General features: G+C 65.6%; 32 protein-coding genes and 2 tRNA genes. 8 read left to right on the forward strand and 26 right to left on the reverse strand.

The features are described from left to right. Window positions 1–5: 5 nt before the first annotated feature. The 22 genes from nuoL to gap form a co-directional block, all read right to left on the reverse strand. Entirely contained in the window at window positions 6–2,120 is a 2,115-nt protein-coding gene (nuoL, locus tag BSZ14_RS00245; RefSeq protein ID WP_089413543.1) for an NADH-quinone oxidoreductase subunit L, read from the reverse strand. Then, window positions 2,120–2,428: an NADH-quinone oxidoreductase subunit NuoK gene (nuoK, locus tag BSZ14_RS00250; protein ID WP_007404079.1), complete on the reverse strand. Its 309-nt coding sequence runs from the start codon at window positions 2,426–2,428 to the stop codon at window positions 2,120–2,122. Before nuoK ends, nuoL begins: the two co-directional genes overlap by 1 nt. Then, entirely contained in the window at window positions 2,425–3,036 is a 612-nt protein-coding gene (locus tag BSZ14_RS00255; protein ID WP_007404217.1) for an NADH-quinone oxidoreductase subunit J, read from the reverse strand. Before BSZ14_RS00255 ends, nuoK begins: the two co-directional genes overlap by 4 nt. Window positions 3,037–3,085: 49 nt before the next feature. Then, complete coding sequence (nuoI, locus tag BSZ14_RS00260) at window positions 3,086–3,571, reverse strand: NADH-quinone oxidoreductase subunit NuoI (RefSeq protein WP_042483186.1); 486 nt, start codon at window positions 3,569–3,571, stop codon at window positions 3,086–3,088. After that, window positions 3,568–4,623, reverse strand: coding sequence for an NADH-quinone oxidoreductase subunit NuoH (gene nuoH / locus BSZ14_RS00265; protein ID WP_076709136.1), 1,056 nt, complete (start codon window positions 4,621–4,623; stop codon window positions 3,568–3,570). The genes nuoI and nuoH overlap by 4 nt, the downstream gene beginning before the upstream one ends. Then, entirely contained in the window at window positions 4,620–6,638 is a 2,019-nt protein-coding gene (nuoG, locus tag BSZ14_RS00270) for an NADH-quinone oxidoreductase subunit NuoG (RefSeq protein WP_076709138.1), read from the reverse strand. The genes nuoH and nuoG overlap by 4 nt, the downstream gene beginning before the upstream one ends. Beyond that, window positions 6,638–7,948, reverse strand: a complete 1,311-nt coding sequence (gene nuoF / locus BSZ14_RS00275; RefSeq protein ID WP_042483195.1) for an NADH-quinone oxidoreductase subunit NuoF — start codon at window positions 7,946–7,948, stop codon at window positions 6,638–6,640. The genes nuoG and nuoF overlap by 1 nt, the downstream gene beginning before the upstream one ends. Then, window positions 7,948–8,622 (reverse strand): complex I 24 kDa subunit family protein, encoded by a 675-nt coding sequence (locus BSZ14_RS00280; protein WP_042483198.1) that lies wholly within the window; start codon window positions 8,620–8,622, stop codon window positions 7,948–7,950. Before BSZ14_RS00280 ends, nuoF begins: the two co-directional genes overlap by 1 nt. Further along, window positions 8,622–9,857 carry an NADH-quinone oxidoreductase subunit D gene (locus BSZ14_RS00285; protein ID WP_042483201.1) on the reverse strand — a complete coding sequence of 412 codons (1,236 nt, stop codon included), beginning with the start codon at window positions 9,855–9,857 and terminating at the stop codon, window positions 8,622–8,624. The genes BSZ14_RS00280 and BSZ14_RS00285 overlap by 1 nt, the downstream gene beginning before the upstream one ends. Further along, window positions 9,854–10,609, reverse strand: coding sequence for an NADH-quinone oxidoreductase subunit C (locus tag BSZ14_RS00290; protein WP_076709141.1), 756 nt, complete (start codon window positions 10,607–10,609; stop codon window positions 9,854–9,856). Before BSZ14_RS00290 ends, BSZ14_RS00285 begins: the two co-directional genes overlap by 4 nt. Then, entirely contained in the window at window positions 10,606–11,190 is a 585-nt protein-coding gene (locus BSZ14_RS00295) for a NuoB/complex I 20 kDa subunit family protein (protein WP_042483206.1), read from the reverse strand. Before BSZ14_RS00295 ends, BSZ14_RS00290 begins: the two co-directional genes overlap by 4 nt. Beyond that, window positions 11,181–11,555, reverse strand: coding sequence for an NADH-quinone oxidoreductase subunit A (ndhC, locus tag BSZ14_RS00300; protein ID WP_056438114.1), 375 nt, complete (start codon window positions 11,553–11,555; stop codon window positions 11,181–11,183). The genes BSZ14_RS00295 and ndhC overlap by 10 nt, the downstream gene beginning before the upstream one ends. Before the next feature lie 195 nt (window positions 11,556–11,750). Then, entirely contained in the window at window positions 11,751–12,563 is an 813-nt protein-coding gene (locus BSZ14_RS00305) for an inositol monophosphatase family protein (RefSeq protein WP_007404243.1), read from the reverse strand. 129 nt (window positions 12,564–12,692) lie between these two features. Continuing rightward, window positions 12,693–13,256, reverse strand: a complete 564-nt coding sequence (efp, locus tag BSZ14_RS00310) for an elongation factor P (protein WP_042483212.1) — start codon at window positions 13,254–13,256, stop codon at window positions 12,693–12,695. A 74-nt stretch (window positions 13,257–13,330) separates the two neighbouring features. Continuing rightward, window positions 13,331–13,942, reverse strand: a complete 612-nt coding sequence (locus tag BSZ14_RS00315; protein WP_076709144.1) for a M23 family metallopeptidase — start codon at window positions 13,940–13,942, stop codon at window positions 13,331–13,333. 138 nt (window positions 13,943–14,080) lie between these two features. After that, on the reverse strand, window positions 14,081–14,767 hold the full coding sequence (thiE, locus tag BSZ14_RS00320) for a thiamine phosphate synthase (RefSeq protein WP_076709145.1): 687 nt from the start codon (window positions 14,765–14,767) through the stop codon (window positions 14,081–14,083). Between the two features lie 102 nt (window positions 14,768–14,869). Continuing rightward, window positions 14,870–15,778 carry a class I fructose-bisphosphate aldolase gene (locus BSZ14_RS00325; RefSeq protein ID WP_076709320.1) on the reverse strand — a complete coding sequence of 303 codons (909 nt, stop codon included), beginning with the start codon at window positions 15,776–15,778 and terminating at the stop codon, window positions 14,870–14,872. A gap of 36 nt (window positions 15,779–15,814) precedes the next feature. After that, window positions 15,815–16,141, reverse strand: coding sequence for a type II toxin-antitoxin system PemK/MazF family toxin (locus BSZ14_RS00330; RefSeq protein ID WP_042483220.1), 327 nt, complete (start codon window positions 16,139–16,141; stop codon window positions 15,815–15,817). Beyond that, window positions 16,138–16,368 (reverse strand): type II toxin-antitoxin system RelB family antitoxin, encoded by a 231-nt coding sequence (gene relB / locus BSZ14_RS00335; protein ID WP_042483222.1) that lies wholly within the window; start codon window positions 16,366–16,368, stop codon window positions 16,138–16,140. The genes BSZ14_RS00330 and relB overlap by 4 nt, the downstream gene beginning before the upstream one ends. A gap of 144 nt (window positions 16,369–16,512) precedes the next feature. Continuing rightward, window positions 16,513–17,712: a phosphoglycerate kinase gene (locus BSZ14_RS00340; protein ID WP_076709147.1), complete on the reverse strand. Its 1,200-nt coding sequence runs from the start codon at window positions 17,710–17,712 to the stop codon at window positions 16,513–16,515. Continuing rightward, window positions 17,709–18,185 (reverse strand): MOSC domain-containing protein, encoded by a 477-nt coding sequence (locus BSZ14_RS00345; protein WP_198930419.1) that lies wholly within the window; start codon window positions 18,183–18,185, stop codon window positions 17,709–17,711. The genes BSZ14_RS00340 and BSZ14_RS00345 overlap by 4 nt, the downstream gene beginning before the upstream one ends. Next, window positions 18,185–19,195 carry a type I glyceraldehyde-3-phosphate dehydrogenase gene (gene gap, locus BSZ14_RS00350; protein WP_042483227.1) on the reverse strand — a complete coding sequence of 337 codons (1,011 nt, stop codon included), beginning with the start codon at window positions 19,193–19,195 and terminating at the stop codon, window positions 18,185–18,187. Before gap ends, BSZ14_RS00345 begins: the two co-directional genes overlap by 1 nt. Window positions 19,196–19,386: 191 nt before the next feature. On the opposite strand from gap, the gene BSZ14_RS00355 reads away from it, so the two are divergent. The 4 genes from BSZ14_RS00355 to BSZ14_RS00370 all read left to right on the forward strand — a co-directional run bounded on the left by BSZ14_RS00355 (window position 19,387) and on the right by BSZ14_RS00370 (window position 20,840). After that, complete coding sequence (locus BSZ14_RS00355; protein WP_042483229.1) at window positions 19,387–19,584, forward strand: hypothetical protein; 198 nt, start codon at window positions 19,387–19,389, stop codon at window positions 19,582–19,584. Next, window positions 19,584–19,889 carry a cell division protein ZapA gene (locus tag BSZ14_RS00360; RefSeq protein WP_042483232.1) on the forward strand — a complete coding sequence of 102 codons (306 nt, stop codon included), beginning with the start codon at window positions 19,584–19,586 and terminating at the stop codon, window positions 19,887–19,889. The genes BSZ14_RS00355 and BSZ14_RS00360 overlap by 1 nt, the downstream gene beginning before the upstream one ends. A 220-nt stretch (window positions 19,890–20,109) precedes the next feature. After that, the gene (locus BSZ14_RS00365; RefSeq protein ID WP_076709149.1) at window positions 20,110–20,643 is read left to right on the forward strand and encodes a 5-formyltetrahydrofolate cyclo-ligase; all 534 of its coding nucleotides are present in this window, start codon (window positions 20,110–20,112) and stop codon (window positions 20,641–20,643) included. Next, window positions 20,640–20,840: a DUF2842 domain-containing protein gene (locus BSZ14_RS00370; RefSeq protein ID WP_042483237.1), complete on the forward strand. Its 201-nt coding sequence runs from the start codon at window positions 20,640–20,642 to the stop codon at window positions 20,838–20,840. Before BSZ14_RS00365 ends, BSZ14_RS00370 begins: the two co-directional genes overlap by 4 nt. Window positions 20,841–21,146: 306 nt before the next feature. Here BSZ14_RS00370 and BSZ14_RS00375 read toward each other — a convergent pair. The 4 genes from BSZ14_RS00375 to BSZ14_RS19805 all read right to left on the reverse strand — a co-directional run bounded on the left by BSZ14_RS00375 (window position 21,147) and on the right by BSZ14_RS19805 (window position 22,927). Beyond that, window positions 21,147–21,223: transfer RNA gene (locus tag BSZ14_RS00375), tRNA-Asp, on the reverse strand. Window positions 21,224–21,306: 83 nt separating this feature from the next. Continuing rightward, window positions 21,307–21,383: transfer RNA gene (locus BSZ14_RS00380), tRNA-Asp, on the reverse strand. 57 nt (window positions 21,384–21,440) lie between these two features. After that, complete coding sequence (locus BSZ14_RS00385; RefSeq protein ID WP_076709151.1) at window positions 21,441–22,661, reverse strand: AI-2E family transporter; 1,221 nt, start codon at window positions 22,659–22,661, stop codon at window positions 21,441–21,443. 89 nt (window positions 22,662–22,750) lie between these two features. Then, on the reverse strand, window positions 22,751–22,927 hold the full coding sequence (locus tag BSZ14_RS19805; protein ID WP_167334663.1) for a hypothetical protein: 177 nt from the start codon (window positions 22,925–22,927) through the stop codon (window positions 22,751–22,753). Window positions 22,928–23,056: 129 nt separating this feature from the next. Here BSZ14_RS19805 and BSZ14_RS00390 point away from each other — a divergent pair, with 129 nt between their 5' ends. From BSZ14_RS00390 to BSZ14_RS00405, 4 genes are all read left to right on the forward strand, one after another. Beyond that, entirely contained in the window at window positions 23,057–23,965 is a 909-nt protein-coding gene (locus BSZ14_RS00390) for an acyl-CoA thioesterase (RefSeq protein ID WP_042483244.1), read from the forward strand. 148 nt (window positions 23,966–24,113) lie between these two features. Beyond that, window positions 24,114–25,355, forward strand: coding sequence for a TetR/AcrR family transcriptional regulator (locus BSZ14_RS00395; protein WP_076709323.1), 1,242 nt, complete (start codon window positions 24,114–24,116; stop codon window positions 25,353–25,355). A gap of 118 nt (window positions 25,356–25,473) precedes the next feature. Beyond that, window positions 25,474–26,001, forward strand: a complete 528-nt coding sequence (locus BSZ14_RS00400) for an EF-hand domain-containing protein (protein WP_241823572.1) — start codon at window positions 25,474–25,476, stop codon at window positions 25,999–26,001. A gap of 85 nt (window positions 26,002–26,086) precedes the next feature. Continuing rightward, window positions 26,087–26,806, forward strand: a complete 720-nt coding sequence (locus BSZ14_RS00405) for a response regulator (protein ID WP_056438153.1) — start codon at window positions 26,087–26,089, stop codon at window positions 26,804–26,806. The last annotated feature ends 2 nt before the right edge of the window (window positions 26,807–26,808 follow it).

Genomic DNA, 26,808 nt, shown 5'->3' on the forward strand with positions numbered 1-26,808 from the left:
CGCGATCAACCCAAAATGGCCCAGGTGACGGCCGCGGTCAGGCCGATCAACATGACGAAGGCATAGCTGTAGAGGTATCCCGTCTGGAAGCGCGCCGCACCCTTGCTGCCCTGCTGGATAATCCAGGCGACACCATTGGGGCCGAAGCGGTCGATCGTCTTCTCGTCGCCACGGTGCCACAGGAACCGGCCGATCGCGAAGGCGGGGCGCACGAAGAGGAAATGGTAGATCTCGTCGAAATACCATTTGTTGAGGAGGAAGCGGTACAGGATGCGGAACTGGTCCGCGAACTTGGCCGGGAACTCCGGGGCGCGGATATAGGTCAGATACGCGGTCAGCAGACCGAGCAGCATCACCACCGTCGCCGACAGCTTCACCCACACCGGCACGCCGTGCATCGAGTGCATGAGGTGCTCGTTGAAGGCAATCGCGCCCTTCCAATAGCTCTCGCCCGACTCCGGCTCGATGAACCAGCCGTGGAAGACGAAGCCCGCCGCGATCGCGCCGATCGACAGGACGATCAGCGGGATCAGCATGACCAGCGGGCTTTCATGCGGATGATAGCCGCCGGTGCCTTCCGGCACATCGTCGTGACCTGCGCCATGGACATGCGGCTCGTGACCGGCATCTTCCGAATGCGCGTCATTGTGATGCGCATCGTGAGCGTGGCCGTGCGCATGATCGTCATGACCATGGCCATGCGCGTCATGGATCGCGTGCTGGATATGCTCCGACCCGGTCCAGCGCGGCTTGCCCCAGAAGGTCAGGAACATCAGGCGCCACGAATAGAAGCTGGTCAGCAGCGCGGCGATCACGCCCGCCCAAAAGGCAAAGCCCGAACCACCCGCATAGGCCACTTCGATGATCGCGTCCTTCGAGTGGAAGCCCGCGAAACCGAACGCCATCGGATTGCCGAACAGAGCCGGGATCCCGACGCCGGTGATCGCCAGCGTACCCATCATCATCGCCCAGAAGGTGAGCGGGATGTGGCGACGCAGGCCGCCATAATAGCGCATGTCCTGCTCATGGTGCATCGCATGGATGACCGAGCCCGCACCGAGGAACAGCAGCGCCTTGAAGAAGGCGTGCGTGAACAGGTGGAACATCGCCGCGCCATACGCGCCGACGCCCGCCGCGAAGAACATATAGCCGAGCTGCGAACAGGTCGAATAGGCGATGACGCGCTTGATGTCGGTCTGCACCGTACCGATCGTCGCGGCGAAGAAGCAGGTGCACGCACCCACCACTGTCACCACGCCCAGAGCGGTCGGCGAGGTCTCGAACATCGGCGACAGGCGACACACCATAAACACGCCCGCGGTCACCATGGTCGCCGCGTGGATCAGCGCCGACACCGGGGTCGGGCCTTCCATCGCGTCCGGCAGCCAGGTGTGAAGACCCAGCTGCGCCGACTTGCCCATCGCACCGACGAACAGCAGCAGGCAGAGCACGGTCATCGTGTCGAAACGGTATCCGAGGAAGCCAATGGTCGACCCCGCCATGCCGGGGGCCGCCGCCAGGATCGCCGGGATCGAGACGGTGCCGAACACCAGGAAGGTGCCGAAGATACCGAGCATGAAGCCGAGATCGCCGACGCGGTTGACCACGAACGCCTTGATCGCGGCCGCATTGGCCGAGGGCTTACGGAACCAGAAGCCGATCAGCAGGTAGGACGCGAGACCCACGCCTTCCCAGCCGAAGAACATCTGGACCAGATTGTCCGCCGTCACGAGCATCAGCATCGCGAAGGTGAAGAGGCAGAGATAGGCGAAGAAGCGCGGCTGGTCCGGCTCCTCGCTCATATAGCCCCAGCTATACAGGTGAACGAGCGCCGAGACGCTGGTGATAACCACCAGCATGATCGCAGTCAGCGAGTCGACGCGCAGCGCCCAGTCGACCGACATGGTGCCGCTGGTGATCCAGTGGAGCACCGGCGTCACCGTCGCGACGTTATGCCCCGACAGATAGCCGATGAAGATCAGCCATGAGAGGGCACAGGAAATGAACAGCGCGCCGGTCGTGACGACCTTGGCGGGCACGTTCCCGATGGCCTTGTTGCCGAACCCCGCAATGGCGGCGGCCAGCAACGGCAGGAAGACGATAGCGAGGATCAACCCGATTACCCCTTCATCCGGTTGACGTCGTCGACCGCGATGGTGCCGCGGCCACGGAAATAGATGACCAGGATCGCCAGACCGATCGCCGATTCACCGGCGGCCACGGTCAGCACGAACATGGCGAAGACCTGACCCACCAGATCCTGAAGCGCGGCCGAGAAGGCGACGAGGTTCAGGTTCACGGCGAGCAGAATGAGTTCGATCGCCATGAGGATGACGATCAGGTTCTTCCGATTGAGGAAGATACCCAGCACCCCCATGGTGAACAGGATCGCCGCGACGACCAGATAATGGACGAGACCGATCGTCACAGTTCCACCCCCTGCCCGATGGGCTGATTGATGTTGCGGATCGCCTCATGCGGCTGTCGCGCATTCTGCTTGGCGATGTTCTGCGGACGGACACCGCCACGCTTGCGATGCGTGAGCACGATCGCGCCGATCATCGCGACGAGCAGGACGAGCCCTGCCCCCTCGAAGATAAACAGATAGCGCGTGTACAACAGGTTGCCGATCGCCTGGATGTTGGACACCTCGGGCGCGATCGGGGCCGCGCGGGCCGCCAGCTGCACGCCGCCGACGCTCCAAGCCTGGAACGCGATGATGACCTCGGCCAGCAGCGCCACCGCGAGCGCGAGGCCTAGCGGAAGATAGCGCGCGAAACCCGCCCGCATCGCCGCGACCTCGATATCGAGCATCATGACGACGAAGAGGAACAGCACCGCGACCGCGCCCACATACACGATGACCAGCAGCATCGCGATGAACTCGGCCCCGCACAGCACCATGAGGCCCGCGGCGTTGAAGAACGCCAGGATCAGCCACATGACCGAGTGCACCGGATTGCGCGACGCGATCGTGAGCCCTGCGGACACGATCACCACGGTCGCGAAAATATAGAAGGCGATAGCCTGTATCACTGCCTGTCAGGCCCCTTTTCTGTCCGCCCCGAACCGTTGGTCGCGGGCTTTAACGGTACGGCGCATCGGCGGCAAGGTTCGCCGCGATCGCGCTTTCCCAGCGGTCACCGTTATCGAGCAACTTCGACTTGTCGTAGATCAGCTCTTCGCGGGTCTCGGTCGAAAATTCGAAGTTCGGCCCCTCGACGATCGCATCGACCGGGCAGGCCTCCTGGCACAGCCCGCAATAGATGCACTTGGTCATGTCGATGTCATAGCGTGTCGTGCGGCGGCTGCCGTCGTCACGGGGTTCCGCCTCGATCGTGATCGCCTGTGCGGGGCAGATCGCCTCGCACAGCTTGCACGCGATGCACCGCTCCTCGCCATTGGGATAGCGACGCAGCGCGTGCTCGCCCCGGAAGCGCGGAGAGATGGGGTTCTTCTCGAACGGATAGTTGATCGTCGCCTTCGGCTTGAAGAAGTAGCGAAGGGTCAGCGCATGGCCCTTCACGAACTCCCACAGCGTAAAAGCCTTGACGTACTGAGCGACGCTCATGCCGGAACTCCCACGCGCGCAACCATCAGCACGCCAGACACCAAGAACACCCAGAACAGCGACACCGGCAGGAACACCTTCCAGCCCAGCCGCATGAGCTGGTCGTACCGATAGCGCGGTACGGTCGCCTTCACCCAGGAGAAGACGAAAAAGAAGAAGCACATCTTCAGCAGCAGCCAGACGATACCCGGCACGGCATAAAGCGGCGCCCAGTCGAGCGGCGGCAGATAGCCACCCCAGAACAGGATCGCGTTCAGCGCGCACATCAGGATGACGTTGGCATATTCGCCCAGCCAGAACAGCGCGAATGACATCGAGCTATATTCGGTCTGGTAACCCGCGACCAGTTCCGACTCCGCCTCGGTCAGGTCGAACGGCGCACGCTGCGTCTCGGCCAGGGCTGAGATGAAGAACATGATCGCCATCGGGAACAGCAGCGGGTTCAGGAAGAAGCCGTTGATCGGCGTGTTCAGCACGCCCTTCTGCGCCTCGACGATGCTCGTCAGGTTGAAGCTGCCCGACCACATCACGACCGAAATCAGGATGAAGCCGATCGCCACTTCATAGGACACCATCTGCGCGGCGGCACGAAGCGCCGAGTAGAACGGATATTTCGAGTTCGACGCCCAGCCCGACAGGATCACGCCATATACGCCCAGCGACGAGGCGGCGAGAACATAGAGCAGGCCGACATTGATGTCGGCGACGACCACGCCCGGCTGGAACGGCACCACCGCCCAGACGATCAGCGCGACCGTGAAGGTGATGATCGGCGCCAGCAGGAACAGCCCGCGATTGGCGGCGGCCGGAACGATGGTCTCCTGAAGGAAGACCTTCAGACCATCCGCGAAGGACTGGAGCAGACCGAAGGGGCCGACCACGTTCGGCCCCCGGCGCAGCGCCATCGCCGCCCAGATCTTGCGGTCGACGTAAATGACCATCGCGACCGCCAGCATCAGCGGCAGCGCGATCGCCAGAATCCCGACCAGCGTCGCGATCGTCCAGGCCCAGCCATAAGGAAGGCCAAGCGTCGTGTTGAAAAACGCGGTCACTCCGCTGCCTCCGCATAGCTTTCACCATGGACCAGTTCGGCCGAGCAGCGCTGCATCGTCGGGCTGGCGCGGCAGATCGCGTTGGTGAGGTAGAAGTCCTTGATCGGATAGCCCTCCAGCGTGCCGGTCGCGGTCGCGTCGAGCGACGGCGCGGCCCAGTCGAAGGTCACCAGGTCGAGCTTGCCCAGCGCCGGAACCTCGGCGGCCATCGCGGCGCGCAGAGCCTCCAGCGTGTCGAAGTTCAGCGTCTGACCCAGCACTTCCGACAGCGCGCGGAAGATCGTCCAGTCGTCGCGCGCGTCGCCCGGTGCGAACACCGCCCGCTCGCCGCGCTGCACCCGGCCTTCGAGGTTGACCCAGGTGCCCGACTTCTCGGCATAGGTCGCGCCCGGCAGGATGACATCGGCGTGATGCGCACCCTTGTCGCCATGATGGCCGACGAACACCTTGAAGCTGCCCGAGAATTTGGCGAAGTCCACCTCGTCCGCGCCCAGGAAGAAGGCCAGCTTCGGCGCGGCGGCAACCACGTCGGCGATGCCGCCCTTCTGCGCATAGCCGAGCATCAGCCCGCCCATGCGCGCGGCCGCCATGTGGACGACGTTATAGCCGTTCCAGGCCGAACCATCCTCCAGCGTGCGGACCAGGTTGAACTGGTCGACCAGCTTCAGGCTCGCGCCATGCGCGCCCTTCAGCGCACCGCCACCGACGACGACCATCGGGCGCGCGGCCTTGCCGAACAGCTCGGTCACCGCCTCGGGCAGGTTGCCTAGCACCGACAGGTCGGCACCCAGCCACTCGACCTTGTAGGTCAGGTCGGTCTCGGGGCCGATCGCGAAGACCTTCGCGCCCTTCTTGATCGCCTTGCGGATACGGGTGTTCACCAGCGGCGCTTCCCAGCGCAGGTTGGTGCCGATCAGCAGGATCGCATCGGCCTTCTCGACACCCGCAATGGTCGTGTTGAAGTTGACCGCGGCCAGGCTGGACACGTCATAATCCATACCGGTCTGACGACCTTCGAGCAGCGACGAGCCCATCTTGGCCAGCAGTGCCTTGGCGGCGAACATCGTTTCGCAATCGACCAGATCACCGGCGATGGCGGCGACGCTCGCACCGGCGTTCACGTCACGGATCGCGGCGAAGGCCTCGTCCCAGGTCGCGGGCACCAGCTTGCCGTCGCGGCGGATGAACGGACGGTCGAGACGACGACGGACCAGGCCGTCGATCGCGTGACGCGTCTTGTCGCTCGCCCACTCCTCGTTCACCTCGTCGTTGATGCGCGGCACGCAGCGCAGCACCTGACGACCCCGGCTGTCGAGGCGGATGTTGGTGCCGACCGCGTCCATCACGTCGATGGCGAGCGTCTTCTTCAGTTCCCAGGGACGCGCCTCGAACGCATAGGGCTTGGACGTCAGCGCGCCCACCGGGCACAGGTCGACGACATTGCCCGACAGCTCGCTCGACACGGCCTGCTCGAGGTACGACGTGATCTGCATGTTCTCGCCGCGATAGATCGCGCCGATCTCCTCCACACCCGCGACCTCTTCGGCGAAGCGGACGCAGCGGGTGCACTGGATGCAGCGGGTCATGACCGTCTTGACGATCGGACCCATATATTTCTCGGTGACGGCCCGCTTGTTCTCGTCATAGCGGCTATGGCCCTTGCCATAGGCCATGGACTGGTCCTGCAGGTCGCACTCGCCGCCCTGATCGCAGATCGGGCAGTCCAGCGGGTGGTTGATCAGCAGGAATTCCATCACGCCTTCGCGCGCGGCCTTCACCATCGGGGTGGTGGTGAAGATTTCCTGATTGTCCGCCGCCGGAAGCGCGCACGACGCCTGCGGCTTGGGGGGGCCAGGCTTCACCTCGACCAGGCACATGCGGCAATTGCCCGCGATGGACAGCCGCTCATGATAGCAGAAGCGCGGGATTTCCTTGCCCGCCAGCTCACAGGCCTGGAGCACGGTGGCGCCTTGGGGCACCTCGATCTCGACGCCGTCGACTTTGACCTTAGGCATTATTCGGCAGCTTCCATCATCGGGGCGTTGCCGCCCGTCTCGCCTTTGCGTTCGCGAATGCGGCGTTCCATCTCCGGGCGGAAGTGGCGGATCAGGCCCTGGATCGGCCAGGCCGCCGCGTCGCCGAGCGCGCAGATGGTGTGGCCTTCGACCTGCTTCGTCACCTGGAACAGCGTGTCGATCTCGGACACATCGGCATCGCCGGTGCGCATCCGCTCCATCACGCGCCACATCCAGCCGGTGCCCTCACGGCACGGCGTGCATTGGCCGCAGCTCTCATGCTTGTAGAAATAGGACAGACGGCTGATCGCGCGGACGATGTCGGTCGACTTGTCCATGACGATCACGGCCGCCGTGCCGAGGCCCGATCCGACCGCCTTCAGTCCGTCGAAATCCATCGGCGCGTCCATGATCTCGGCGGCGGGCACCAAAGGCACCGACGAACCGCCCGGGATCACCGCCAGCAGATTGTCCCAGCCGCCACGGATACCGCCGCAATGCTTCTCGATCAGCTCACGGAAGCTGATCGACATGCTTTCCTCGACCACGCAGGGGCGGTCGACATGGCCGGAAATCTGGAAGAGCTTGGTGCCCTTGTTGTTCTCACGCCCGAAGGAGGAGAACCACTCGGCGCCGCGCCGCAGGATCGTCGGCGCAACCGCGATCGACTCGACATTGTTGACCGTCGTCGGGCAGCCATAAAGGCCCGCCCCCGCCGGGAAAGGCGGCTTCAGGCGCGGCTGGCCCTTCTTGCCCTCCAGGCTCTCGATCATCGCGGTCTCTTCGCCGCAGATATACGCGCCCGCGCCGCGGTGGACGAACACGTCGAAGTCATAGCCCGAACCACAGGCATTCTTGCCCAAGAAGCCCCGGTCATAGGCCTCGGCGACCGCCGCGAACAGCGTCTCGGCCTCGCGGATATATTCGCCGCGGATGTAGATGTACGCCGCCCGCGCGCGCATCGCGAAGCCCGCGACCAGCGCGCCCTCGATCAGCTTGTGCGGATCGTGGCGGATGATCTCGCGGTCCTTGCACGAACCCGGCTCGGACTCGTCGGCGTTGATGACCAGGAAGCTCGGCCGGTCGGGACGCGGTTCCTTGGGCATGAAGCTCCACTTCATGCCGGTCGGGAAGCCCGCACCGCCGCGCCCGCGCAGACCCGACGCCTTGATGACGTCGATGATCTTGTCCTGGCCCAGCTCGAGCAGCGCCTTGGTATTGTCCCAATCGCCGCGCTTCATCGCCGCGTCGACGTTCCACGGCTGATAGCCGTAGAGATTGGTGAAAATGCGGTCCTTGTCAGCGAGCATTATGCGCCCCACTCCCCGCGATAGTCGTGATTGTCGCCGACCATGGCGGTCAGCGTGGTCGGACCGCCGATCGGCTCGACCGTGTGGCGACCCGGCTCCTGCGTGCCGGTCTTCGGGCTCTCGCCACGGGCCAGCGCCTCAAGAATGCCGACCGTGCGGTCGTAATCCAGATCTTCGTAATTGTCGTCGTTGATCTGGACCATCGGCGCGGACGCGCAATTGCCCATGCACTCGACCTCGGTCAGTGTGAACATGCCGTCGGGCGTGGTCTTGCCCTTGATGAGGCCCTTGTTCTTGCAAGCCGCCAGAACATCGTCCGACCCGCGCAGCATGCACGGCGTCGTGCCGCACACCTGCACATGATAGCGGCCGACCGGCGCGAGGTTGAACATCGTGTAAAAGGTCGCGACCTCATAGATGCGCATGTACGCGACACCCAGCTGGCGCGCGACGAACTCGATGACCGGCACCGGCAGCCACCCTTGCGTCTGGGTCTCCGCCCCAACCTGACGCTGGGCCAGGTCGAGGAACGGGATCGAGCAGGACTGTTCGCGGCCCTTCGGATAGCGCGCGAGGATCTCGTTCGCCTTCTTCTGGTTCTCATCGGTCCAGGCGAAATTGCCCCAGCGGGCGCGGACTTCCGCCTCGTCAGGGATGTTGGGAGCGTCAGCCATTAGCGGTCACATTCACCAAAAACGATGTCCATCGCACCGAGGATCGCGGTCGTATCCGCCAGCATGTGGCCCTTGGACATGAATTCCATGGCCTGGAGGTGGCTGAACGCGGTCGGGCGGATCTTGCAGCGATAGGGTTTGTTCGTACCGTCGGAGACGAGATACACGCCGAATTCGCCCTTGGGGCTTTCGGTCGCGACATACACCTCACCGGCGGGGACGTGATACCCTTCGGTATAGAGCTTGAAGTGGTGGATCAGCGCTTCCATCGAGCGCTTCATCTCCGCGCGCTTGGGCGGCGCGACCTTGCGGTCGGTGGCCATCACCGGACCTTCGGGCATCTGCGCCAGGCACTGCTTCATGATCCGGGCCGACTGGCGCACTTCCTCGACGCGCACCATGAACCGGTCATAGCAGTCGCCGCTGGTGCCCACCGGAACGTCGAAGTCCACCTTGTCATAGGCGTCGTAAGGCTGCGACTTGCGCAGGTCCCACGGAATGCCCGAGCCACGGATCATCGGGCCGGAGAAGCCCCACTTGATCGCGTCCTCGCGGTTCACCACCGCGATGTCGACGTTGCGCTGCTTGAAGATGCGATTGTTCGCCACCAGGCTGATCGCGTCCTCGAACAGGCGCGGCAGGCGGGTGTCGAGCCAGTCGGCGATATCGGTCAGCAGCTTGAGCGGCACGTCCTGATGGACGCCGCCGACGCGGAAATAATTCGCGTGCATGCGCGCGCCCGAGGCCCGCTCATAAAAGTTCATGCAGTCTTCGCGGATTTCGAACAGCCACAGGTTCGGCGTCATCGCGCCGACGTCCATGACGTGGCTGCCGATGTTGAGCATGTGGTTCGAAATGCGCGTCAGCTCGGCGAAGAACGTCCGCAGATATTGCGCGCGCAGCGGCACTTCCAGGTCGAGCAGCTTCTCGACCGCCAGCACATAGCTGTGCTCCATGCACATGGGCGAGCAATAGTCGAGGCGATCGAAATAGGGCAGCGCCTGCGCATAGGTCTTGTATTCGATCAGCTTCTCGGTGCCGCGATGCAGCAGGCCGACATGCGGATCGACCCGCTCGACGATCTCGCCGTCCAGCTCCATGACGAGGCGCAGCACCCCGTGCGCCGCAGGATGCTGCGGGCCGAAGTTGATCGTATAGTTCTGGATCGACACGTCGCCCGTGGTCGGGTCGGCATCGTCCGTCTTGTGGAGCAGTTCGTCGACGTAGTCGCTCACTGATTCTGTCCTCCGCCCTTGCCCGGCACGACGTCCGGGTCCTTGGGCTTGTCCTCGGCCTTGTTGCCCGGATGCGGCTGGCCCGCGCCCGTCTGCTTCGGAGCCTCGGTGGTCTTGGCCTCTGCCGCCTTGGGCATCGTGCCCTTCTCGTCGCCCGGCAGCACGTAGTCTGCGCCTTCCCACGGGCTCTGGAAGTCGAAATTGCGGAAGTCCTGCGCCAGCTGAACCGGCTCGTAGACGACGCGCTTTTCCTCTTCCGAGTAGCGCAGCTCGGTATAGCCGGTCAGCGGGAAGTCCTTGCGCAGCGGGTGGCCGCGGAAGCCGTAATCGGTCAGGATGCGACGCAGGTCGCTATTGCCCGAGAACAGCACGCCGTACAGGTCATAGACCTCACGCTCCAGCCAGCCCGCGACCGGCCACAGGCCCGTCACCGACGGCACCGGCTTGTCCTCGTTGGTCGAGACATGGACGTGCAGGCGGTGGTTGCGGGTCAGCGACAGCAGGCAATAGACCACCTCGAAACGCTCGTCGCGCTCGGGATAGTCGACGCCCGCAATCTCCATCAGCTGCTGATATTCCAGCCCCTTGGTATCGCGCAGCGCGATCATCGCCGGGACCAGGTTCGCACGGTCGACGACCAGCGCGACCTCGCCGACATGCTCGCGCGCGTCGAGCAGCCAGGGGCCGAGCGCGGCGCGGGCCGCATCGATCACGCCGTCATTGGCGGCATAACGGGGAGCAGGCGCCCTCACCGTTCGATGCTCCCGGCGCGGCGGATCTTCCGCTGCAACTGCATCACACCATAGAGCAGCGCTTCCGCGGTCGGCGGGCAGCCGGGGACATAGATGTCCACCGGCACGATCCGGTCACAGCCGCGCACCACCGAATAGCTGTAATGATAATAGCCGCCGCCATTGGCGCAACTGCCCATCGAGATGACATATTTCGGGTTCGACATCTGGTCGTACACACGACGCAGCGCCGGGGCCATCTTATTGCACAGCGTGCCCGCCACGATCATCACGTCCGACTGGCGCGGCGACGCACGCGGCGCGGCGCCGAAACGCTCAAGATCGTAACGCGGCATGTTGACGTGGATCATCTCCACGGCGCAGCACGCAAGACCGAAGGTCATCCACCAGAGCGAGCCGGTGCGCGCCCATTGGAACAGCTCCTCGGTCGAGGTGACGAGGAAGCCCTTGTCGGTCAGCTCGCCGTTCAGCCCGTCGAAAAAGCCCTGATCGGGCTGGACGAGGGCCTGGCCGTCATGGACGGGTCCGCCATGGGCCTGCGGCTTGAACTCAACCGGACCGGAGTGAAGATTTACTCCCAATCCAACGCTCCCTTCTTCCACGCATAGACGAGACCCAGCGCGAGCTCGCCGATGAAGATCATCATCGAAAACCAGGCGGTCCAGCCGAGGCTGAAGACACTGACCGCCCAGGGGTACAGAAACGCCGCTTCCAGATCGAAGATGATGAACAGGATGGCGACGAGGTAGAAACGCACGTCGAACTGGCTGCGCGGGTCTTCGAACGCGGGGAAGCCGCATTCATATTCGGACAGCTTCTGCTCGTTGGGCTTATGGGCGCCGGTCAGGCGCGCCACGAGCATCGGCAGAAACACGAAGGCCGTCGACAGAACCAGGGCAACGCCCAGGAACAGGAGGATCGGCAGATATTGCGACAGATCGACCAAGTTTTTCTCTCGCAGGTGCGGAACTGGATGCGGATGGCTTTAGGCCGATGGGTCGGCCGGAGCAAGCCAGCGAAGGCATGAGAATGAATCGCAAGTGAACGCCGCCACCCGCCGCCATCCTCACATTTTTACATGGCAACTCAACGGGTTGGGCGCAAGAGGCGAAGCCCATCGCACCCAAATCCCACCAAAGCCTTAACGCAGCGCGTTGGCCAGCAGCTTGTGCAGCTTGGAATGCAGACCCTCGTTCGCCGCCAGATACTCGCCGCGATCGAGCGACTTGTCGCTGCCCCGGAAGTCGCTGACGAAACCACCCGCCTCGCGGACCAGCAACATGCCCGCCGCCGCGTCCCAAGGCTTCAGGCCCGACTCCCAGAAGCCGTCATAGCGGCCCGCCGCCACCCAGGCGAGGTCGAGCGCGGCCGAGCCGAAGCGGCGGATACCGGCGACCTGCGGCGCGATCGCACCGAAAATGCGGCTCCACTGGACGAAATCGCCATGACCCAGGAAGGGGATGCCGGTCGCGATCAGCGCCTCGGACAAGTCGCGGCGCGACGACACGCGCAGGCGGCCGTCCTGCAGCCAGGCACCCCGGCCCTTTTCGGCCCAGAAGCTCTCGTCTGTCAGCGGCTGATAGATCAGGCCGGTCGTCACCTCGCGCTTGCCGTTCGCCAGCGGCTCCTCGACCGCGATCGAGATGGCGAAGTGCGGGATGCCGTGCAGGAAGTTCGAGGTGCCGTCGAGCGGATCGATGATGAAGCGCGGCTTGGACGGATCGCCCTTGATCTCGCCGCCCTCCTCCATCAGGAAGTTCCAGTCGGGACGCGCCTTCTTCAGTTCCTCGAAGACGGTTTCCTCGGCGCGCTTGTCGGCCATCGACACGAAGTCGGCAGGACCCTTGCGGCTGACCTGAAGGTGCTGGACCTCGTTGAAGTCGCGGCGCAGACGCGGGGCGGCCTTGCGCGCGGCGCGTTCCATGATGGTGAGAAGCCCGGAGTGCGAGGCCATGATCGTCCTTTCGATCGCGCCGCTGCAACTCAGGGCGCTCAGAATTGAAAAGGCCCGCCGCGAACGACGGGCCGGGACGGCGGATGACGGGATCGCGCTTAGATCGCGCCGGTCATCCGCCGATACCGATTAGTCCGCGCGGCGGACGTAGGTCTGTTCGTACACGTCGACGACGATGCGCACGCCGCTCGCGATATGCGGCGGCACCATCACACGGACGCCATTGTCGAGGATGGCGGGCTTGTACGAGGACGAGGCGGTCTGCCCCTTCACTACCGCGTCGGCCTCGACGATGGTGGCTTCGATCGTGTCGGGAAGCTGGACCGAGATCGGACGCTCCTCGTGCAGTTCCATCACGACGTCCATGCCGTCCTGCAGGAAGGCCGCGGCATCGCCCAGCAGGTCGCGCGGCAGCGTGATCTGCTCATAGGTTTCCTTGTCCATGAAGGTCAGGTCGTCACCCTCGGCGAACAGGAACTGGAAGTCCTTGGTGTCCAGACGGACGCGCTCGACCGTCTCGGCGGAGCGGAAGCGGACGTTCGTCTTGCGGCCGTCGATGAGGTTCTTCATCTCGACCTGCATATACGCACCGCCCTTGCCGGGCTGGGTGTGCTGAATCTTCACGGCGCGCCAGATGCCGCCTTCATACTCGATGATGTTGCCGGGACGAATGTCCACGCCGCTGATCTTCATGGGTCTTCAACCTGCTGGAAAGAGCGAAGGACACCGGCGCGAAAAACGCGGTCCGGCCTCCTGTGTCGGCCGCTTTAGCTCGAAGCGGTCTTTCCGGCAAGCAGCGGATAGGGGTCGACCGGCTCGCCCTGATACCAGCCATCCCCGGCGCGCATCCAGTTGACCGCGAAATGCAGATGCGTGTTGCCCGCCCCCGCATTGCCGCTGTCCCCGACATAGCCGACGACCTGCCCCTGACGGACCTGCTGCCCCTCGGTCAGGCCCGGCGCATAGCCCTTGAGATGCGCATAATAGAGCATCCAGCGACGGTCGGGTGAACGGATGTAAAGGGTATGGCCGCCACGGTCGCTGTCGAACAGCTTTTCGACCGTGCCGGACAGGGCGGCGACCACCGGCGTTCCGGCGGGCGCCATCAGGTCCAGCCCCTGATGCTTGCGCTTGCCGCCCTCGCGCGGATCGCCCCAGTCATGGCGGAGCGAGGAAACCGGATAATGCACGATCGGCATGGCGAGCGAGGCCGAACTTCCCGCCGCCGCCTGCTTCACCGGGGCCGCGGCCTCGGGCACGACGACGTCACCCGGCCCGAAGGACAGCATCGATAGAAAGGCACCGACCGTCACGACGATCAGGCCGAGCATCACCCAGCCGAACCGCGACAATGGTCCCCTGCCCCCGGTGCGCTTCATGCCCCCATCCTTCCCGTCCGACCGCCCATCATGGATGAAACGCGACGGGTAACACTTGTTTCCGAAGCGCAACGGATGGGAAAGCCGACCGCGTACCGCCCCCGGAAAAAGGCCGGGGTCGAGCGCCGTTTGGGCGCCTTACGACTTCAGCACCTCGGCGAACGCCTTCACCACCGCCGCTTCGTCGCCGTTCCAGACCGCACCCGATACCGCCAGGAAATCCGCCCCCGCCTTGACCAGCGGCGCGGCATTGGCGGGCGTGATGCCGCCGATGGCGACGCAAGGCAGTTCGAACAGCGCCGACCACCAGGAGAGCACCACCGGCTCGGCCTGATGCTTGGCTTCCTTGGTCGTCGTCGGATAAAAGGCACCGAAGGCGACATAATCCGCGCCCGCCTCGCCCGCTTCCATCGCCAGGTGGCGGCTGTCGTGGCAGGTCACGCCGATCTGCACCGTCGGGCCGAGCACGTCGCGCGCCTCGCGGGCGTCGCCATCCTCCTGCCCCAGATGCACGCCGTCCGCGCCGAGCCGCTTGGCCAGGCTGATGCTGTCATTGACGATGAAGGCGACCTCGCGGTCGGCGCAGATACGCTGGAGCGGCTCGGCCAGCTTGGCCGCGGCGTGCTGGTCCATGTCCTTCACGCGATACTGGAAGGCCGCGACCGGCCCGGCATCGAGCGCGCGCGCGAGACGGTCGGCGAAACCGCCGGTCACGTCGAGCGGCGAGATCAGATAGAGCTGGCAGGGCGGGCGCCGCACATCGCGGGTGAAGGCCGCGGCGAAATTGGGGTCGAGCGGGCCGAGGGGATCGTCATCAAGCGTCATGCCCCCCCCCTAGCGCCTGACGCGGCATCCGTCACCTGTGGCGAGCGGATAAGGAATGGGCGTCCCGGTTCCCCAACCGGAACGCCCAACCCTAGCAAGAACTTATTCTTCGTTCTTGTAGATCGCGATCAGCTTGTCGAGCATCGCCAGCGCCTCGTCGCGCGGACGCTGGAAGGTGTTGCGGCCGATGATCGAGCCGTTGCCGCCACCGTCGCGAATGTCGCGCGCGTCCTGATAGACGGCGTCCGCACCCTTGGCAGCGCCACCCGAGAAGACGACGATGCGACGACCCGCAAAGCTCGACTGCACCACATGCCGCACGCGATCGGCCTGGTTGGACCAGTCGGTGCCCTCATAGGCCTTCTTGGCCTCGGCCTGTTCGATATGGTCGCTGGGCAGCTTCACCTTGATGATGTGCGCGCCGAGCAGCGCCGCCATGTGCGCGGCATAGGCGCCGACGTCGAGCGCCAGTTCGCCGTCCTTGGTCAGCTTGCCGCCGCGCGGATAGCTCCAGATGACGGTGGCGAGGCCCGCCTCGCGCGCTTCGGCCGACAGGATCGCGATCTGGTCCATCGCGTCGAAAATGCCGTCCGAGCCCGGATAGATGGTGAAGCCGATCGCCGCGCAGCCCAGCCGCACCGCGTCCTGCACGCTGCCCGTCACCGCCTGGGTGATCGAGGTCGCCCAGCTGTTCGAGCTGTTGATCTTCAGGATGGTCGGGATCTGGCCCGCGAAGGTGTCCGCCCCCGCTTCCAGCATGCCCAGCGGCGCGGCATAGGCCGACAGCCCGGCGTCGATCGCCAGCTGGAAATGGTAATGCGGGTCATAGGCGGGCGGGTTGATCGCGAAGCTGCGCGCCGGGCCATGCTCGAAACCCTGGTCGACCGGCAGGATGATGACCTTGCCCGTGCCGCCCAGCTTGCCCTGCATCAGGATGCGGGCGAGGTTGGCCTTCACCGCGGCGGGCGTGCCTTCGTACTTGTCGAGAATGGCCTTCACGGTCGGGGTCATCATGTCTCTCCAGATTGGTATTGGGGCAGATAGGGCTCAGAGCATCAACCAGCGGCGCAGCGCCTGATCGACCTGCTCCATCCGGGTGGGCGAGGCATGGCCGATGACTTTGACGATATGATTGCGGGGGATGGACAGGATCTTGTCCACCTGCACTTCGCACTCGACGGTCAGGCCGGTATGCTCGCGCGGGGAAAAGGCGACGCGGAACAGCGCCTCGCCGCCGACGACCGAGGTCATCGGGCAGACGGTGATGGTGTTGTGGGTCTCGTTGTAGAGGTCCGACTGGACGACCAGGAACGGGCGATGGTCGCCCCCCTCTCCCGTCGTCGCCAGCACGATCGCGGCATGAGCGATCTTCATGCGTCGCCCTCCTTGGCCAAGCTATTCCAGAAGGCGAAGTCTTCCGGCGTGTCACGCTTCGACGCGCGGGTCGACTGGCGGCGCGCCTCGCGGCGATAGGCTTCATCGTGCAGGTCGACATAGCGGCGCACGGCTTCACGGGCGATATCGCTCTTGCTGCGCCCCTGCGTGCGCGCGACGGCCGCCAGCCGCTCTTCCAATTCGGTATCGAGGCGGACGCCGAGCATTGCCACTTCCTTCGTTTAACGCGTTTAACCTAGCAAGTCCTGAGCGGCGGATCAAGCGGTTGTCTGACCAATTGCGATACCCAAGAAAAAACCCCGCCGCCCGGAAAGGCGACGGGGTGATTGTCACGCCGAACGGCTCGGTCGTCAGGCGGTCAGCGCGGCGACGCCGGGCAGGTCCTGCCCTTCCATCCATTCCAGGAACGCGCCGCCTGCGGTCGAGACGAAGGTGAACTGCGTACCCACGCCCGCCTGGTTCAGCGCGGCGACCGTGTCGCCACCGCCCGCCACCGAGACGAGGCTGCCGTCCTGGGTCAGCGCCGCCGCCGTCTTGGCGAGCGCGACGGTCGCCATGTCGAAGGGCGGCGTCTCGAAGGCGCCGAGCGGGCCGTTCCAGACCAGCGTCCGACAGTTCTTCAGCACATCGCCCAGCGCCTCGACGGCATTGGGGCCGAGGTCGAGGATCATCTCGTCGGCGGCGACTTCATGGACGTTGACGGTGCGGGTTTCGGGGTTCGGCTTGAACTCCTTGGCGACCACCACGTCATAGGGCAGGTGGACGGTGCAGCCCGCCTTGTCCGCGGCGTCGAGGATCTCCTCGGCGGTGCCGGTCAGGTCATGCTCGCACAGCGACTTGCCCACATCGACGCCGCGCGCGGCGAGGAAGGTGTTGGCCATGCCGCCGCCAATGATGAGGTGATCGACCTTGCCGACCAGATGCTTGAGGACGGCAAGCTTGGTCGAAACCTTGGCCCCGCCGACGACCGCCGCGACCGGATGCTGAGGATTGCCCAGCGCCTTTTCCAGTGCGTCGAGTTCGGCCTCCATCGCGCGGCCCGCAAAGGCCGGAAGCTGGCGGGCCAGTCCTTCGGTCGAGACGTGCGCGCGGTGCGCGGCGGAGAAGGCGTCGTTGACGTACAGGTCGCCCAGCTTGGCGATCTGCGCCGCGAGTTCGGCGTCGTTCTTTTCCTCACCGGCATGGAAGCGGGTGTTTTCCAGGATCGCGATATCGCCGGGGTTCAGCGTCGCGACCGCCGCCTCCGCTGCCTCGCCCGCAACGTCGTCGATGAAACGAACCGGACGGCCCAGCACGTCGCTGTACGGCTGGGTCAGCATCGCCAGCGAGAATTCGGGGTTACGCTGCCCCTTGGGGCGGCCGAAATGGGCGAGGATCAGGACGATCGCGCCCTTGTCGGCCAGTTCGGTCACGGTCGCGATCGTCGCGCGCAGGCGGGTGTCGTCGGTCACGCGGCCATCGGCCATCGGCACGTTCAGATCCTCGCGGACCAGCACGCGCTTGCCCTGGACGTCGCCCATATCGTCGAGCGTCTTGAAAGCCTTGGTCATGATTCCTCGATCCTGATGTTATCGCCGATGTGGATCGTGCCGCCCTCAATCACGCGGGTGCATACGCCGCCGCGCCAGTCGGGGGTCAGGGCCGCACGCAATCCGTCGGCGATCGCGTCCATGCGGTGGCACGGATCGCATTCCATGGTGATTTCCAGAAGGACGGTCCCGATACGAAGCCGGGTGCCCGGTGTCTGGGGAAGGTCGAAATCCTCGACCAGCAGGTTCGCGCGGCGCTCCTGCCAGGGGATGTCACGGCCGATCTCGGCCAGCGCGGCGTCCCAGTCGGCGCGCTCGATCAGCGTCACCTGACGCCGTCCGCGACCGCCAGGCTTTACGCGCCCGCGCACATCGCCTTCGATACCGCCCTCCAGGGTCACGACAGCGGTGTCGATCACCGCCATCGGCCCCTTCGGCACGGCATGGCGGGCGATGCCGGCCAGACGCCCGGTCATCACCCGCCCGTCGTTCATCAGAGGAACTTCGCCATCGCGGTCGCGGTGTCGACCATACGGTTCGAGAAGCCCCACTCATTGTCGTACCAGGACACGACGCGCACCAGCTTGCCGTCGATCACCGCCGTCTCCAGGCTGTCGACGGTCGAGGACTGCGGCGAGTGCATCAGGTCGATCGAGACCAGCGGCTCGTCGGTGTAGACGAGGACGCCCTTCAGCGCCTCGCTCTCCGACGCCGCCTTCAGGATCGCGTTGACCTCTTCTTTGGTCGTGTCGCGCGCAGGGGTGAAGGTCAGGTCGACCAGGCTGACGTCCGGCGTCGGCACGCGGATGGCCGAGCCGTCCAGCTTGCCCTTCAGCTCGGGCAGAACCTCGCCCACCGCACGGGCGGCGCCGGTGGTGGTCGGGATCATCGACATGGCGGCGGCGCGGGCACGGCGCAGGTCGGGGTGGATCTGGTCGAGGATCTTCTGGTCGTTGGTATAGGCGTGGACCGTGGTCATCAGGCCGCGCTCGATGCCGATGGCGTCGTTCAGCACCTTGGCGACCGGCGCCAGGCAGTTGGTGGTGCACGACGCGTTCGACACGATCGTGTGGTCGGCGGTCAGCTTGTCATGGTTGACGCCGTACACGACGGTCAGGTCGACATTCTTGCCCGGCGCCGAGATTAGCACCTTCTTGGCACCTGCGGCGATGTGCTTTTCGCACGACGCCTTGTCGGTGAAGAAGCCGGTGCACTCCAGGACCAGGTCGACGCCCAGCTCCTTGTGCGGCAGGTTCGCCGGGTCCCGCTCGGCGGTGACGCGGATGCGCTTGCCGTCGATCACGATGTCATTGCCCTCGGCCGACACTTCGCCCGGATAGCGGCCATGGATGCTGTCGCGGCTGAACAGCCAGGCGTTGGACTTGGCGTCGGCCAGGTCGTTGATCGCGACGAGTTCCAGCGCGCCCTCGCCGCGCTCGAGGATCGCGCGCGCCACCAGGCGACCGATGCGGCCGAAACCGTTGATTGCAACCTTGACCGTCATGCCAGCAAGCTCCTGTCTTTTTCGGGCCGTGCCATGGACGGCACCGCCCCCGGTTGGATGGAGATCGTTCCAACGATTCCACCGTTCGCGCCACGCCTTTCGGAGCCGCGCGAGTGTCTGTCAACCGCCCGAGCGCGCCCGATCGTCCAATTCCGGGTTGCCGCATGAAACCAGCCTGCTAAGCCCGTTTCATGCCCGAACCTATTGCCGACGACGTCCTTTCCTCCGTCGAACGGATCGACCGCGCCATCGCCCGCATCGAAGGGGCGATCCGAAACCGCGCCGCCAAGGAAGATGCGCTTGCCCGCCGTCACGCCGCGCTGAAGGCGCGCATGGCCGAGGCGGTGACCGCGCTCGACGATGTCATCAGCCGGGGGAGTGCCGCCTGATGGCCGAGGTGACGATCCAGGTCGGCGACCGCCCCCACACCGTCTATTGCCAGGAGGGCGGCGAAGCGCGCGTCCGTATGCTGGGCCAAATGCTCGACCAGCGCTGGTCGGCGGCGCTGCGGGCCTCGGGCGGACATAATGGCGAACGGGCACTGCTGTTCGTCGCACTGATGCTGGCCGATGCGCTGGAAGAGGCCGAACGCCGTCCGCCCGCAGGGGCCGCGGTCAGCGAGGCGGCGCTGGCCCGCATCGCCGAGCGGCTGGAGGGGCTGGCCGATGCGCTGGATGAAGAAGGCTACCCTTGAGTAACGCGGAGTCCTCGCCTACATGGGTCGGCGGCGGGCTCTGCCCGGTACGAGCCACGATAATCCCTGAGGCTATTCTTCATCCAAGGGGGCTGTCCCTGCCCGGATCCTGGTCCGACGTACATGGTCCCCACCTGACGTATTGGGCGTCAGTGGATATTACGGCAAACGGCCATGGCGGTCCCGCCACCCGCCCCTCCCCCGATCATCTCCGCGCGTCATGATCGACAAGCGTGCCCTGCGCGCCCGGATGCGGGCGGTTCGCGACGCGCATGGCCCCGGCCTGCTGCCGGTGGCGCGGCCCTTTCTGGACCGCCTGCTCCCCCATCGGGTGATCGCCGCCTATCGCCCGCTCGGCGCAGAGGCGGACCCGGCCTTGTGGGTCGAGGCGGCGCTTCATGCCGGTGCGACGATCGCCCTGCCCCATGTCACCGACCGTGCCAGCCCGATCCGGTTCCTGACATGGGCGGATGGTGAGGATCTGAATGTCGGCGCCTTCGGACTGCATCAGCCTTCGCCGGACTCGCCCGAATGCCGCCCCGACATCATCCTGACGCCGCTAGTCGGCTTCGACCGGCGCGGAAATCGGCTGGGACAGGGCGCAGGCCATTATGACCGGGCCTTCGCGGCCAACCCCGATGCCTGGCGTGTCGGCATCGCCTGGAGCATGCAAGAGGCCGAGGAACTGGTGCCCGACAGCTGGGACGTGCCGCTTCACGCCATCGCTACCGAATCGGAATGGATCGTCCCATGACCCCTAGTTGGCGCAAACCCGCCGGAATGCTGCTGATCGTGGCGATCATCATCGTTTGGGCCATGCTGGTCACCAGCCTGTCCGGCGTGGTCGGGCAATGGCATTGGGTGTTGCAGCTGGGTTTCTATGTCGTGGCGGGGATCGCTTGGATCACGCCGATGAAGCCGCTTCTGCGCTGGATGGAGGGTGGGCGCTGAGGCAGATGGAGGGACGTGGCCTTCGACTTCGCTCAGGCTGAGTGGAGAGTGGGATACCTTGGCCCGTCTAGCCGCACCCCCAACCTCCGTTCGCACTGAGCGAAGTCGAAGTGCACGCCCCACGCTCGCCGAAAGTCAAAAGCCCTTGGCGCGCCTTTAAGCGTGGCCTTCGACTTCGCTCAGGCTGAACGGAGGGTGGGATTTGGGCGTGGGGTTTTTCGGGAAGCTATCGGCATCCGGGACAATGGCGGGCCGCACCCGGACCAAGACCAGCGATACCGAAAACAAAAGCGCCATCCCGAAGGATGGCGCGAGTGACGGGGCTCGAACCCGCGACCTCCGGCGTGACAGGCCGGCGCTCTAACCAACTGAGCTACACCCGCTTGAAAGCCATGTAATGCCAATCAGGATCGGCATTGGCCCCATGTGGGGATTTCGACATTTTCAGCCATTCTCGCAAGGAGAGTGGCGCGAGTGACGGGGCTCGAACCCGCGACCTCCGGCGTGACAGGCCGGCGCTCTAACCAACTGAGCTACACCCGCTGAAAGCGTCGAGGCGCGCCAACTAGGCGAGCGTTCCGGACCTGTCAACGCATCATTTCATTTTTCTTGCGGAACGTCCTCCGGGTCGGTTTCGCGGTCGAGATGCGTGAGGGTTCCGTGCTCGAACAGGAAGCCCGCGATGTCGGGCTTCCCGGCCGCCTTCAGGACGGTTTGCAGGATGATGAGCAGCGGCACGGCCAGCAGCGCGCCCACCGTGCCCCAGACCCATCCCCAGAAGCTCAGCGAGACCAGGATCAGCACCGGGCTGATGGTCAGGCGGTGCCCGACGATCAGCGGGGTGATCAGGTTCGCTTCGATCAGGTGCATCCCGTACATGATCGCGGGCGGTGCCAGCGCCACCCAGATGTCGCCGAACGTCATCAGCCCGCCGACGGCCAGCAGCATCGCGCCGATCACCGGCCCGAAATAGGGGATGTAGTTCAGCAGCGCGACGATACCGCCCCACATCAACGGATAGGGCATGCCGAACAGCGACAACGCCCCCGCCACCGCGCCGCCCAGCGCGAGGTTGATGATGGTGATGGTGCCCAGATAGGCCGAGACGTCGTCCACCACCTCCTGGATGACCCGAGCGGTCGCCATCGCGCCGTCGAAGCTGGTCCGCCCCCGAATCGTCTCGCGCCGCATCCGGGTCCAGCCCGACAGCACGAAGAACACGACGAGGACGCCGAACAGGAACTGGACGATCAGCCCCGGCGCCGAGGTCGCAGCCAGCTCCAGGATCGAGCTGGGGGGCGAGACGGCGGCAGTCTGCGGCTGGCGGATCGGGGTGGAGGCGACCTGCCGCAGCGCCTTGTTCACATAGCGATCGAGGCTGGAATACAGATCCAGCAGCGGTGCCAGATTGGCCTGGATGCGCCCGATCCGGCTGGGCAACAGACGGAAGAAGTCGGTCGCGGGCACGATGATCGCGGCCAGCGCGATATTGGCGACGATCAGGAACAACAGGACGCACATCAGCGCCGCCAGTGCCGAGGGCACGCGTTGCCGCTCCAGCCATTCGAGGATCGGGACCAACGCGATCGCAATGACCAGCGCCGTCGTCAGCGGCAGGAAGAATTCCGCCCCCTCCCGCAACGCGAAGGGCAAGGCGAGAATGAACCCCGCCCCCGCCGTCAGGGTCAGTCCGGCCAGCAGCCGGTCGCGGCGCATGGCGATCCGCACCGCATCGCGCGGCCTCATGCCCAATGGCGTTCCCAGGATCGAATCACCGGCGGGAAAGGCCTTGTCGACCAGCTCGTCTTGCGCGTCACTCATGACAGCCACGTTAGCGGCTTTCCGGACGCAGGAAAGCCGCTAACGCCGCGTTTGCATGACGTTTATGTCATGTCGGAGAAGACGCCGCCTTACCAGGCGCGGGGGATACCGCCGGTCCGCTCGGCCACCGCATTTTCGATCGACTGGAGCTGTGTGCGGCTGAGCACCCCGGCCTCCATCAGGTGACGCATCAGTTCCTCGGTCAGCGCCGCCAGGAAGTGCAGCTCGGCACGCTCCGAGGTGCCATCTTCGTTCAAACCGTCCATCGCCTTCTCCCAGCCAGATCGTCAATATTCTGTGTAGCGGGCACCCCTATGGCGTAAAAGCCTTTTCCGGTGAGACTGCGGGGCGGGTAACTGTTGACGTTTACGTCAACGTGCAGCATCACTTCGGGCATGGATCGTACCCCCCGCCCCCGTTTCTCCCCTGAACAGCTGGCCCAGGGCCTGGTCGCACTGCTCGATGTCGAGGAGATCGACACCGACCTGTATCGCGGCGCCCGGCGCCCCGGCGGCGAGGGCCGCGTCTTCGGCGGGCAGGTGATCGCCCAGGCGCTCCAGGCGGCGCAGCGATCGACCGAGGCCCCCAAGGTGGCACACTCGCTCCACGCCTATTTCATGCGGCCGGGCGATGAGCGCTTCCCGATCACCTACCGGGTGGAACGCGATTTCGAGGGGCGCAGCTTCGCGACGCGCCGCGTGATCGCGATGCAGAAGGGCAAGCCGATCCTGAACCTCGCCTGCTCGTTCCAGACGCCAGAGGACGGGATGCACCACCAGGATGCGATGCCCGACGTTCCCGCGCCGGAGACCCTGCCCTCGGAACGGGAATTGCTCGACAGTCTGGGCGAACAGGTGCCCGCCCCCATCCGCGCCTTTCTGGAACGGCCGCGCCCGATCGAGTTGCGCACGGTCGACCCCCGCCAGTTGCTCGCCCCCGAACCGCGCGATCCTGCCCAGGCGATCTGGTTCCGGCTGGTCGCGCCCATCGGCGACGATCCCGCGCTGCACCGGGCGATCCTGGCCTATGCCAGCGATTTCGCGCTGCTCGGCACCTCGACGCTACCGCACGGGATCAACTGGCTGATCCACGACATGCAGACCGCCAGCCTGGACCATGCGCTGTGGCTGCACGAACCGTTCCGGGCCGACGAATGGCTGCTCTACACGACCGACAGCCCCTGGGCGGGCCATGCCCGCGGGTTCAACCGGGGTCGCATCTTCGCCGCCGATGGCCGCCTGGTCGCCAGCGTCGCGCAGGAGGGACTGATCCGGCTGCGCACCGCCGCGCGTCTTGGGACCTGATCGGACATACCGTTTTTTGGAGGACGCCGACAATTTCGCCGACTTCCCCCGGGAAAGCGGCGAAATGACAGTGACGGCTAAGACTTTCCCTTCTAGACATGGCCGATCGCTCGCGCTTCGACCGAGCTGCACGGAGGGGATGGAAGGCATGGCGGCGACGTCCGTCGGTGAAGCGCGCAATACCGACCGCTATCTGCAAAAGCGGGACGCCATTCTGGCGGCAGCGGCGCAGGTCATCAACGAGCAATCGGCCAAGGGCATGACCTTTGCCGATGTCGCGCGGCGCGTCGGGCTGAACACCACCAGTGTCACCTATTATTTCCGTCGCAAGGAAGAGCTGGCTGCGGCGGCGTTCGAGCATACGCTGGAGCGGCTGCTCGAGATGCTGGCCGAGGCCGCCGAGGCGCCGACGCCGCAGGCTCGCGTCGCCCGCTATCTGTCGATCAACATGGCGCGGCTGGCGCGGATCGAACGCGGTGAGGAAACGCCCTTCGCCGTCCTGTCCGACCTGCGCGCCATGGAGGAGCCGCTGCGCGGCCAGCTGATGGCCGGATGGCAAAAGGTCTTCCGGGCGACCCGCAGCCTGTGGGGTCCCGCGCCCAGTCGCGCGCATACCGACCTGCACGGCGCGCGCGCGCATGTGCTGCTGGAGAACACCTTCTGGTTGCCCATGTGGCTGATCCGCTACGAACCCGACCAATATGCGCGCGTCGAGGAACGGCTACTCGACGTGCTGAGCCATGGCATCGCCGCCCCCGGATCGACGTGGAAACCGACCATGCTCGATTTGGACACCCATGCGGTACGCAGCGGCGAGCCGGGACGCGAGGCGTTCCTGCTGGCGGCGACGCGGCTCATCAACCAGCTCGGCTATCGCGGTGCCAGCGTGCAGCGCATCGCCTCCGAACTGAACGTCACCAAGGGCAGTTTCTACCACCATCTCGACGCCAAGGACGATCTGGTCGCCGCCTGCTATCGCCGCAGCTTCGACACGATCACCGCCGCGCAGCAGCTGGCCGATGCGGCCGGGGGCAGCCACTGGCACCGGCTGTCGAGCGCGATCGCGACCCTGCTCGACATCCAGTTCGCCGAGCGCGGCCCCCTCTTGCGCACCACCGCGCTGGCCAGCCTGCCCGGCGATGTCCGCGCCGCCATGGTGGAACGGTCCAACCGGATCGCGCGGCGCTATGCGGGCACGATCATGGACGGCATCAGCGAAGGGTCGATGCGGCCGGTCGACAGCCTGATCGCCGCGCAGGCGCTGATGGCGATCCAGAACGCCGCCTTCGACATGCGCAAATGGGCCGGAACGATGGCGCGCCCGCATGCCATCGCGCTCTATGCCTCGACCATCCTCTACGGCATGTTCGACGACCGCTTCCTGGACTAAGGCGCACAATTTGCGACAAAAGCGCTGGGAACCCGACATGATCCGGGGACAGCCGGGTCGCAAAAGGGCCATCGTTCGGCAGGGACTTGCCCCTCGCCGCGAAGAGGATGCCCATCCCATGCGAAAGACCATGTTCGGCCTTTCCCCCGCCCTGCTGCTGGGCGCGACGCTGCTGACCGCGACCGCCGTCCAGGCGCAGAGCGATGCCCCGCCCCCGCCCGGCGGAGGAATGCGCGGAGGCATGCAAGGCGGCATGCGGGGCGGCCTGATGGGTGTGCAGCCCGATGCCAGCGGCACCATCACCCGCACCGCCGCGCTTGCCGCCGCCGACCGGCGCTTTGCCGCGATGGACGCCAATCACGACGGCACCGTCACCCCCGACGAGATGCGCGCCTATCGCGACCAACGCCGCGCCGAACACGCCGCGCGCCGCCCCGGTGGCGACCGTCCGGGCCGCCCCGCGCCCCAGCCGATCACCGCCGAGGCCTTCCGCGCCCGTGCCGCCGCCATGTTCGACCGGATCGACACCAATCATGACGGCAAGGTCGATGCGACCGAACGCGCCGCCGCACCGCGTTGGGGCGGTCGCCGTGGCGTCGCGCCGAACCCCTCCGGCCAGTCGCCGTCCCAATCCGACGCCGACTGATCGAGCGGTCGGCCGAAGGGACGGACCAATCGCTACGGCTCCGTCCCTTTGGCGACCCGCGCCCGCCATGCTAGACCCCGACCCCATGTCCGAAACGCCGCATTTGCTGCTCGTCGATGACGAGCGTTCGATCCGCGAGCCGCTGGCCGTCTATCTGACCAAACAGGGTTTTCGCGTGACCCAGGCGGGTGATGCCGCCTCGGCGCGCACGCGGCTGGCCGCCTATGCGATCGACCTCGTCATCCTGGACATCATGATGCCCGGCGAGGACGGCCTGTCGCTGTGTCGGCATATCGCGGCGACCAGCGAGGTGCCGGTCATCCTGCTCACCGCCCGTGCCGAGGAGACGGACCGGATCGTCGGGCTGGAGATGGGGGCCGACGATTATGTCGTGAAACCCTTTTCCCCGCGCGAATTGGCGACCCGTGCCAAGGTCGTGCTGCGCCGGACCCAGGCGGGCGGCGCGCGCCATCATGCCCCGGACAGCGGCTCCTATGCCTTTGCAGGCTGGGTGCTGAAATCGGGCGAGCGCTCGCTGGTCGACCGGGAGGGGGTGTCGGTGATGCTCTCGACCGGCGAATATAATCTACTGCTGGCACTCGTCAGTCGCCCGCGCCAGGTGCTGACCCGCGACCAGTTGCTCGACCTGACCCAGGGACGCGAGGCCGCCGCCTTCGACCGGGCGATCGACAATCAGGTCAGCCGCCTGCGCCGCAAGATCGAGGCGGACCCCAAATCGCCCGAGATCATCAAGACCGTCTGGGGCGGCGGCTATACGCTCGCCGCCGAAGTCACCCGCCTGTGAAG

Source organism: Sphingomonas sp. Sph1(2015), assembly GCF_001970915.1.
Lineage (GTDB): Bacteria > Pseudomonadota > Alphaproteobacteria > Sphingomonadales > Sphingomonadaceae > Sphingomonas > Sphingomonas parapaucimobilis.

Bases quoted from the DNA above. Each gene is read 5' to 3' on its own strand.
- thiE (WP_076709145.1), bottom strand. From the start codon at position 14,767: ATGACGCTTGATGACGATCCCCTCGGCCCGCTCGACCCCAATTTCGCC.
- BSZ14_RS00280 (WP_042483198.1), bottom strand. From the start codon at position 8,622: ATGGCTGACGCTCCCAACATCCCTGACGAGGCGGAAGTCCGCGCCCGC.
- BSZ14_RS00325 (WP_076709320.1), bottom strand. From the start codon at position 15,778: ATGACCCCGACCGTGAAGGCCATTCTCGACAAGTACGAAGGCACGCCC.
- BSZ14_RS00365 (WP_076709149.1), top strand. From the start codon at position 20,110: ATGATCGACAAGCGTGCCCTGCGCGCCCGGATGCGGGCGGTTCGCGAC.
- relB (WP_042483222.1), bottom strand. From the start codon at position 16,368: ATGCTCGGCGTCCGCCTCGATACCGAATTGGAAGAGCGGCTGGCGGCC.
- efp (WP_042483212.1), bottom strand. From the start codon at position 13,256: ATGAAGATCAGCGGCGTGGACATTCGTCCCGGCAACATCATCGAGTAT.
- gap (WP_042483227.1), bottom strand. From the start codon at position 19,195: ATGACGGTCAAGGTTGCAATCAACGGTTTCGGCCGCATCGGTCGCCTG.
- nuoG (WP_076709138.1), bottom strand. From the start codon at position 6,638: ATGCCTAAGGTCAAAGTCGACGGCGTCGAGATCGAGGTGCCCCAAGGC.
- BSZ14_RS00395 (WP_076709323.1), top strand. From the start codon at position 24,114: ATGGCGGCGACGTCCGTCGGTGAAGCGCGCAATACCGACCGCTATCTG.
- BSZ14_RS00405 (WP_056438153.1), top strand. From the start codon at position 26,087: ATGTCCGAAACGCCGCATTTGCTGCTCGTCGATGACGAGCGTTCGATC.
- nuoI (WP_042483186.1), bottom strand. From the start codon at position 3,571: ATGAGCGTCGCTCAGTACGTCAAGGCTTTTACGCTGTGGGAGTTCGTG.
- BSZ14_RS00400 (WP_241823572.1), top strand. From the start codon at position 25,474: ATGCGAAAGACCATGTTCGGCCTTTCCCCCGCCCTGCTGCTGGGCGCG.
- BSZ14_RS00305 (WP_007404243.1), bottom strand. From the start codon at position 12,563: ATGGCCTCGCACTCCGGGCTTCTCACCATCATGGAACGCGCCGCGCGC.
- BSZ14_RS00355 (WP_042483229.1), top strand. From the start codon at position 19,387: ATGCCCGAACCTATTGCCGACGACGTCCTTTCCTCCGTCGAACGGATC.
- BSZ14_RS00330 (WP_042483220.1), bottom strand. From the start codon at position 16,141: ATGAAGATCGCTCATGCCGCGATCGTGCTGGCGACGACGGGAGAGGGG.
- BSZ14_RS00390 (WP_042483244.1), top strand. From the start codon at position 23,057: ATGGATCGTACCCCCCGCCCCCGTTTCTCCCCTGAACAGCTGGCCCAG.
- BSZ14_RS00360 (WP_042483232.1), top strand. From the start codon at position 19,584: ATGGCCGAGGTGACGATCCAGGTCGGCGACCGCCCCCACACCGTCTAT.
- BSZ14_RS00340 (WP_076709147.1), bottom strand. From the start codon at position 17,712: ATGACCAAGGCTTTCAAGACGCTCGACGATATGGGCGACGTCCAGGGC.
- BSZ14_RS00385 (WP_076709151.1), bottom strand. From the start codon at position 22,661: ATGAGTGACGCGCAAGACGAGCTGGTCGACAAGGCCTTTCCCGCCGGT.
- BSZ14_RS00315 (WP_076709144.1), bottom strand. From the start codon at position 13,942: ATGAAGCGCACCGGGGGCAGGGGACCATTGTCGCGGTTCGGCTGGGTG.
- BSZ14_RS00370 (WP_042483237.1), top strand. From the start codon at position 20,640: ATGACCCCTAGTTGGCGCAAACCCGCCGGAATGCTGCTGATCGTGGCG.
- BSZ14_RS19805 (WP_167334663.1), bottom strand. From the start codon at position 22,927: ATGGACGGTTTGAACGAAGATGGCACCTCGGAGCGTGCCGAGCTGCAC.
- BSZ14_RS00345 (WP_198930419.1), bottom strand. From the start codon at position 18,185: ATGAACGACGGGCGGGTGATGACCGGGCGTCTGGCCGGCATCGCCCGC.
- nuoF (WP_042483195.1), bottom strand. From the start codon at position 7,948: ATGCTCGCTGACAAGGACCGCATTTTCACCAATCTCTACGGCTATCAG.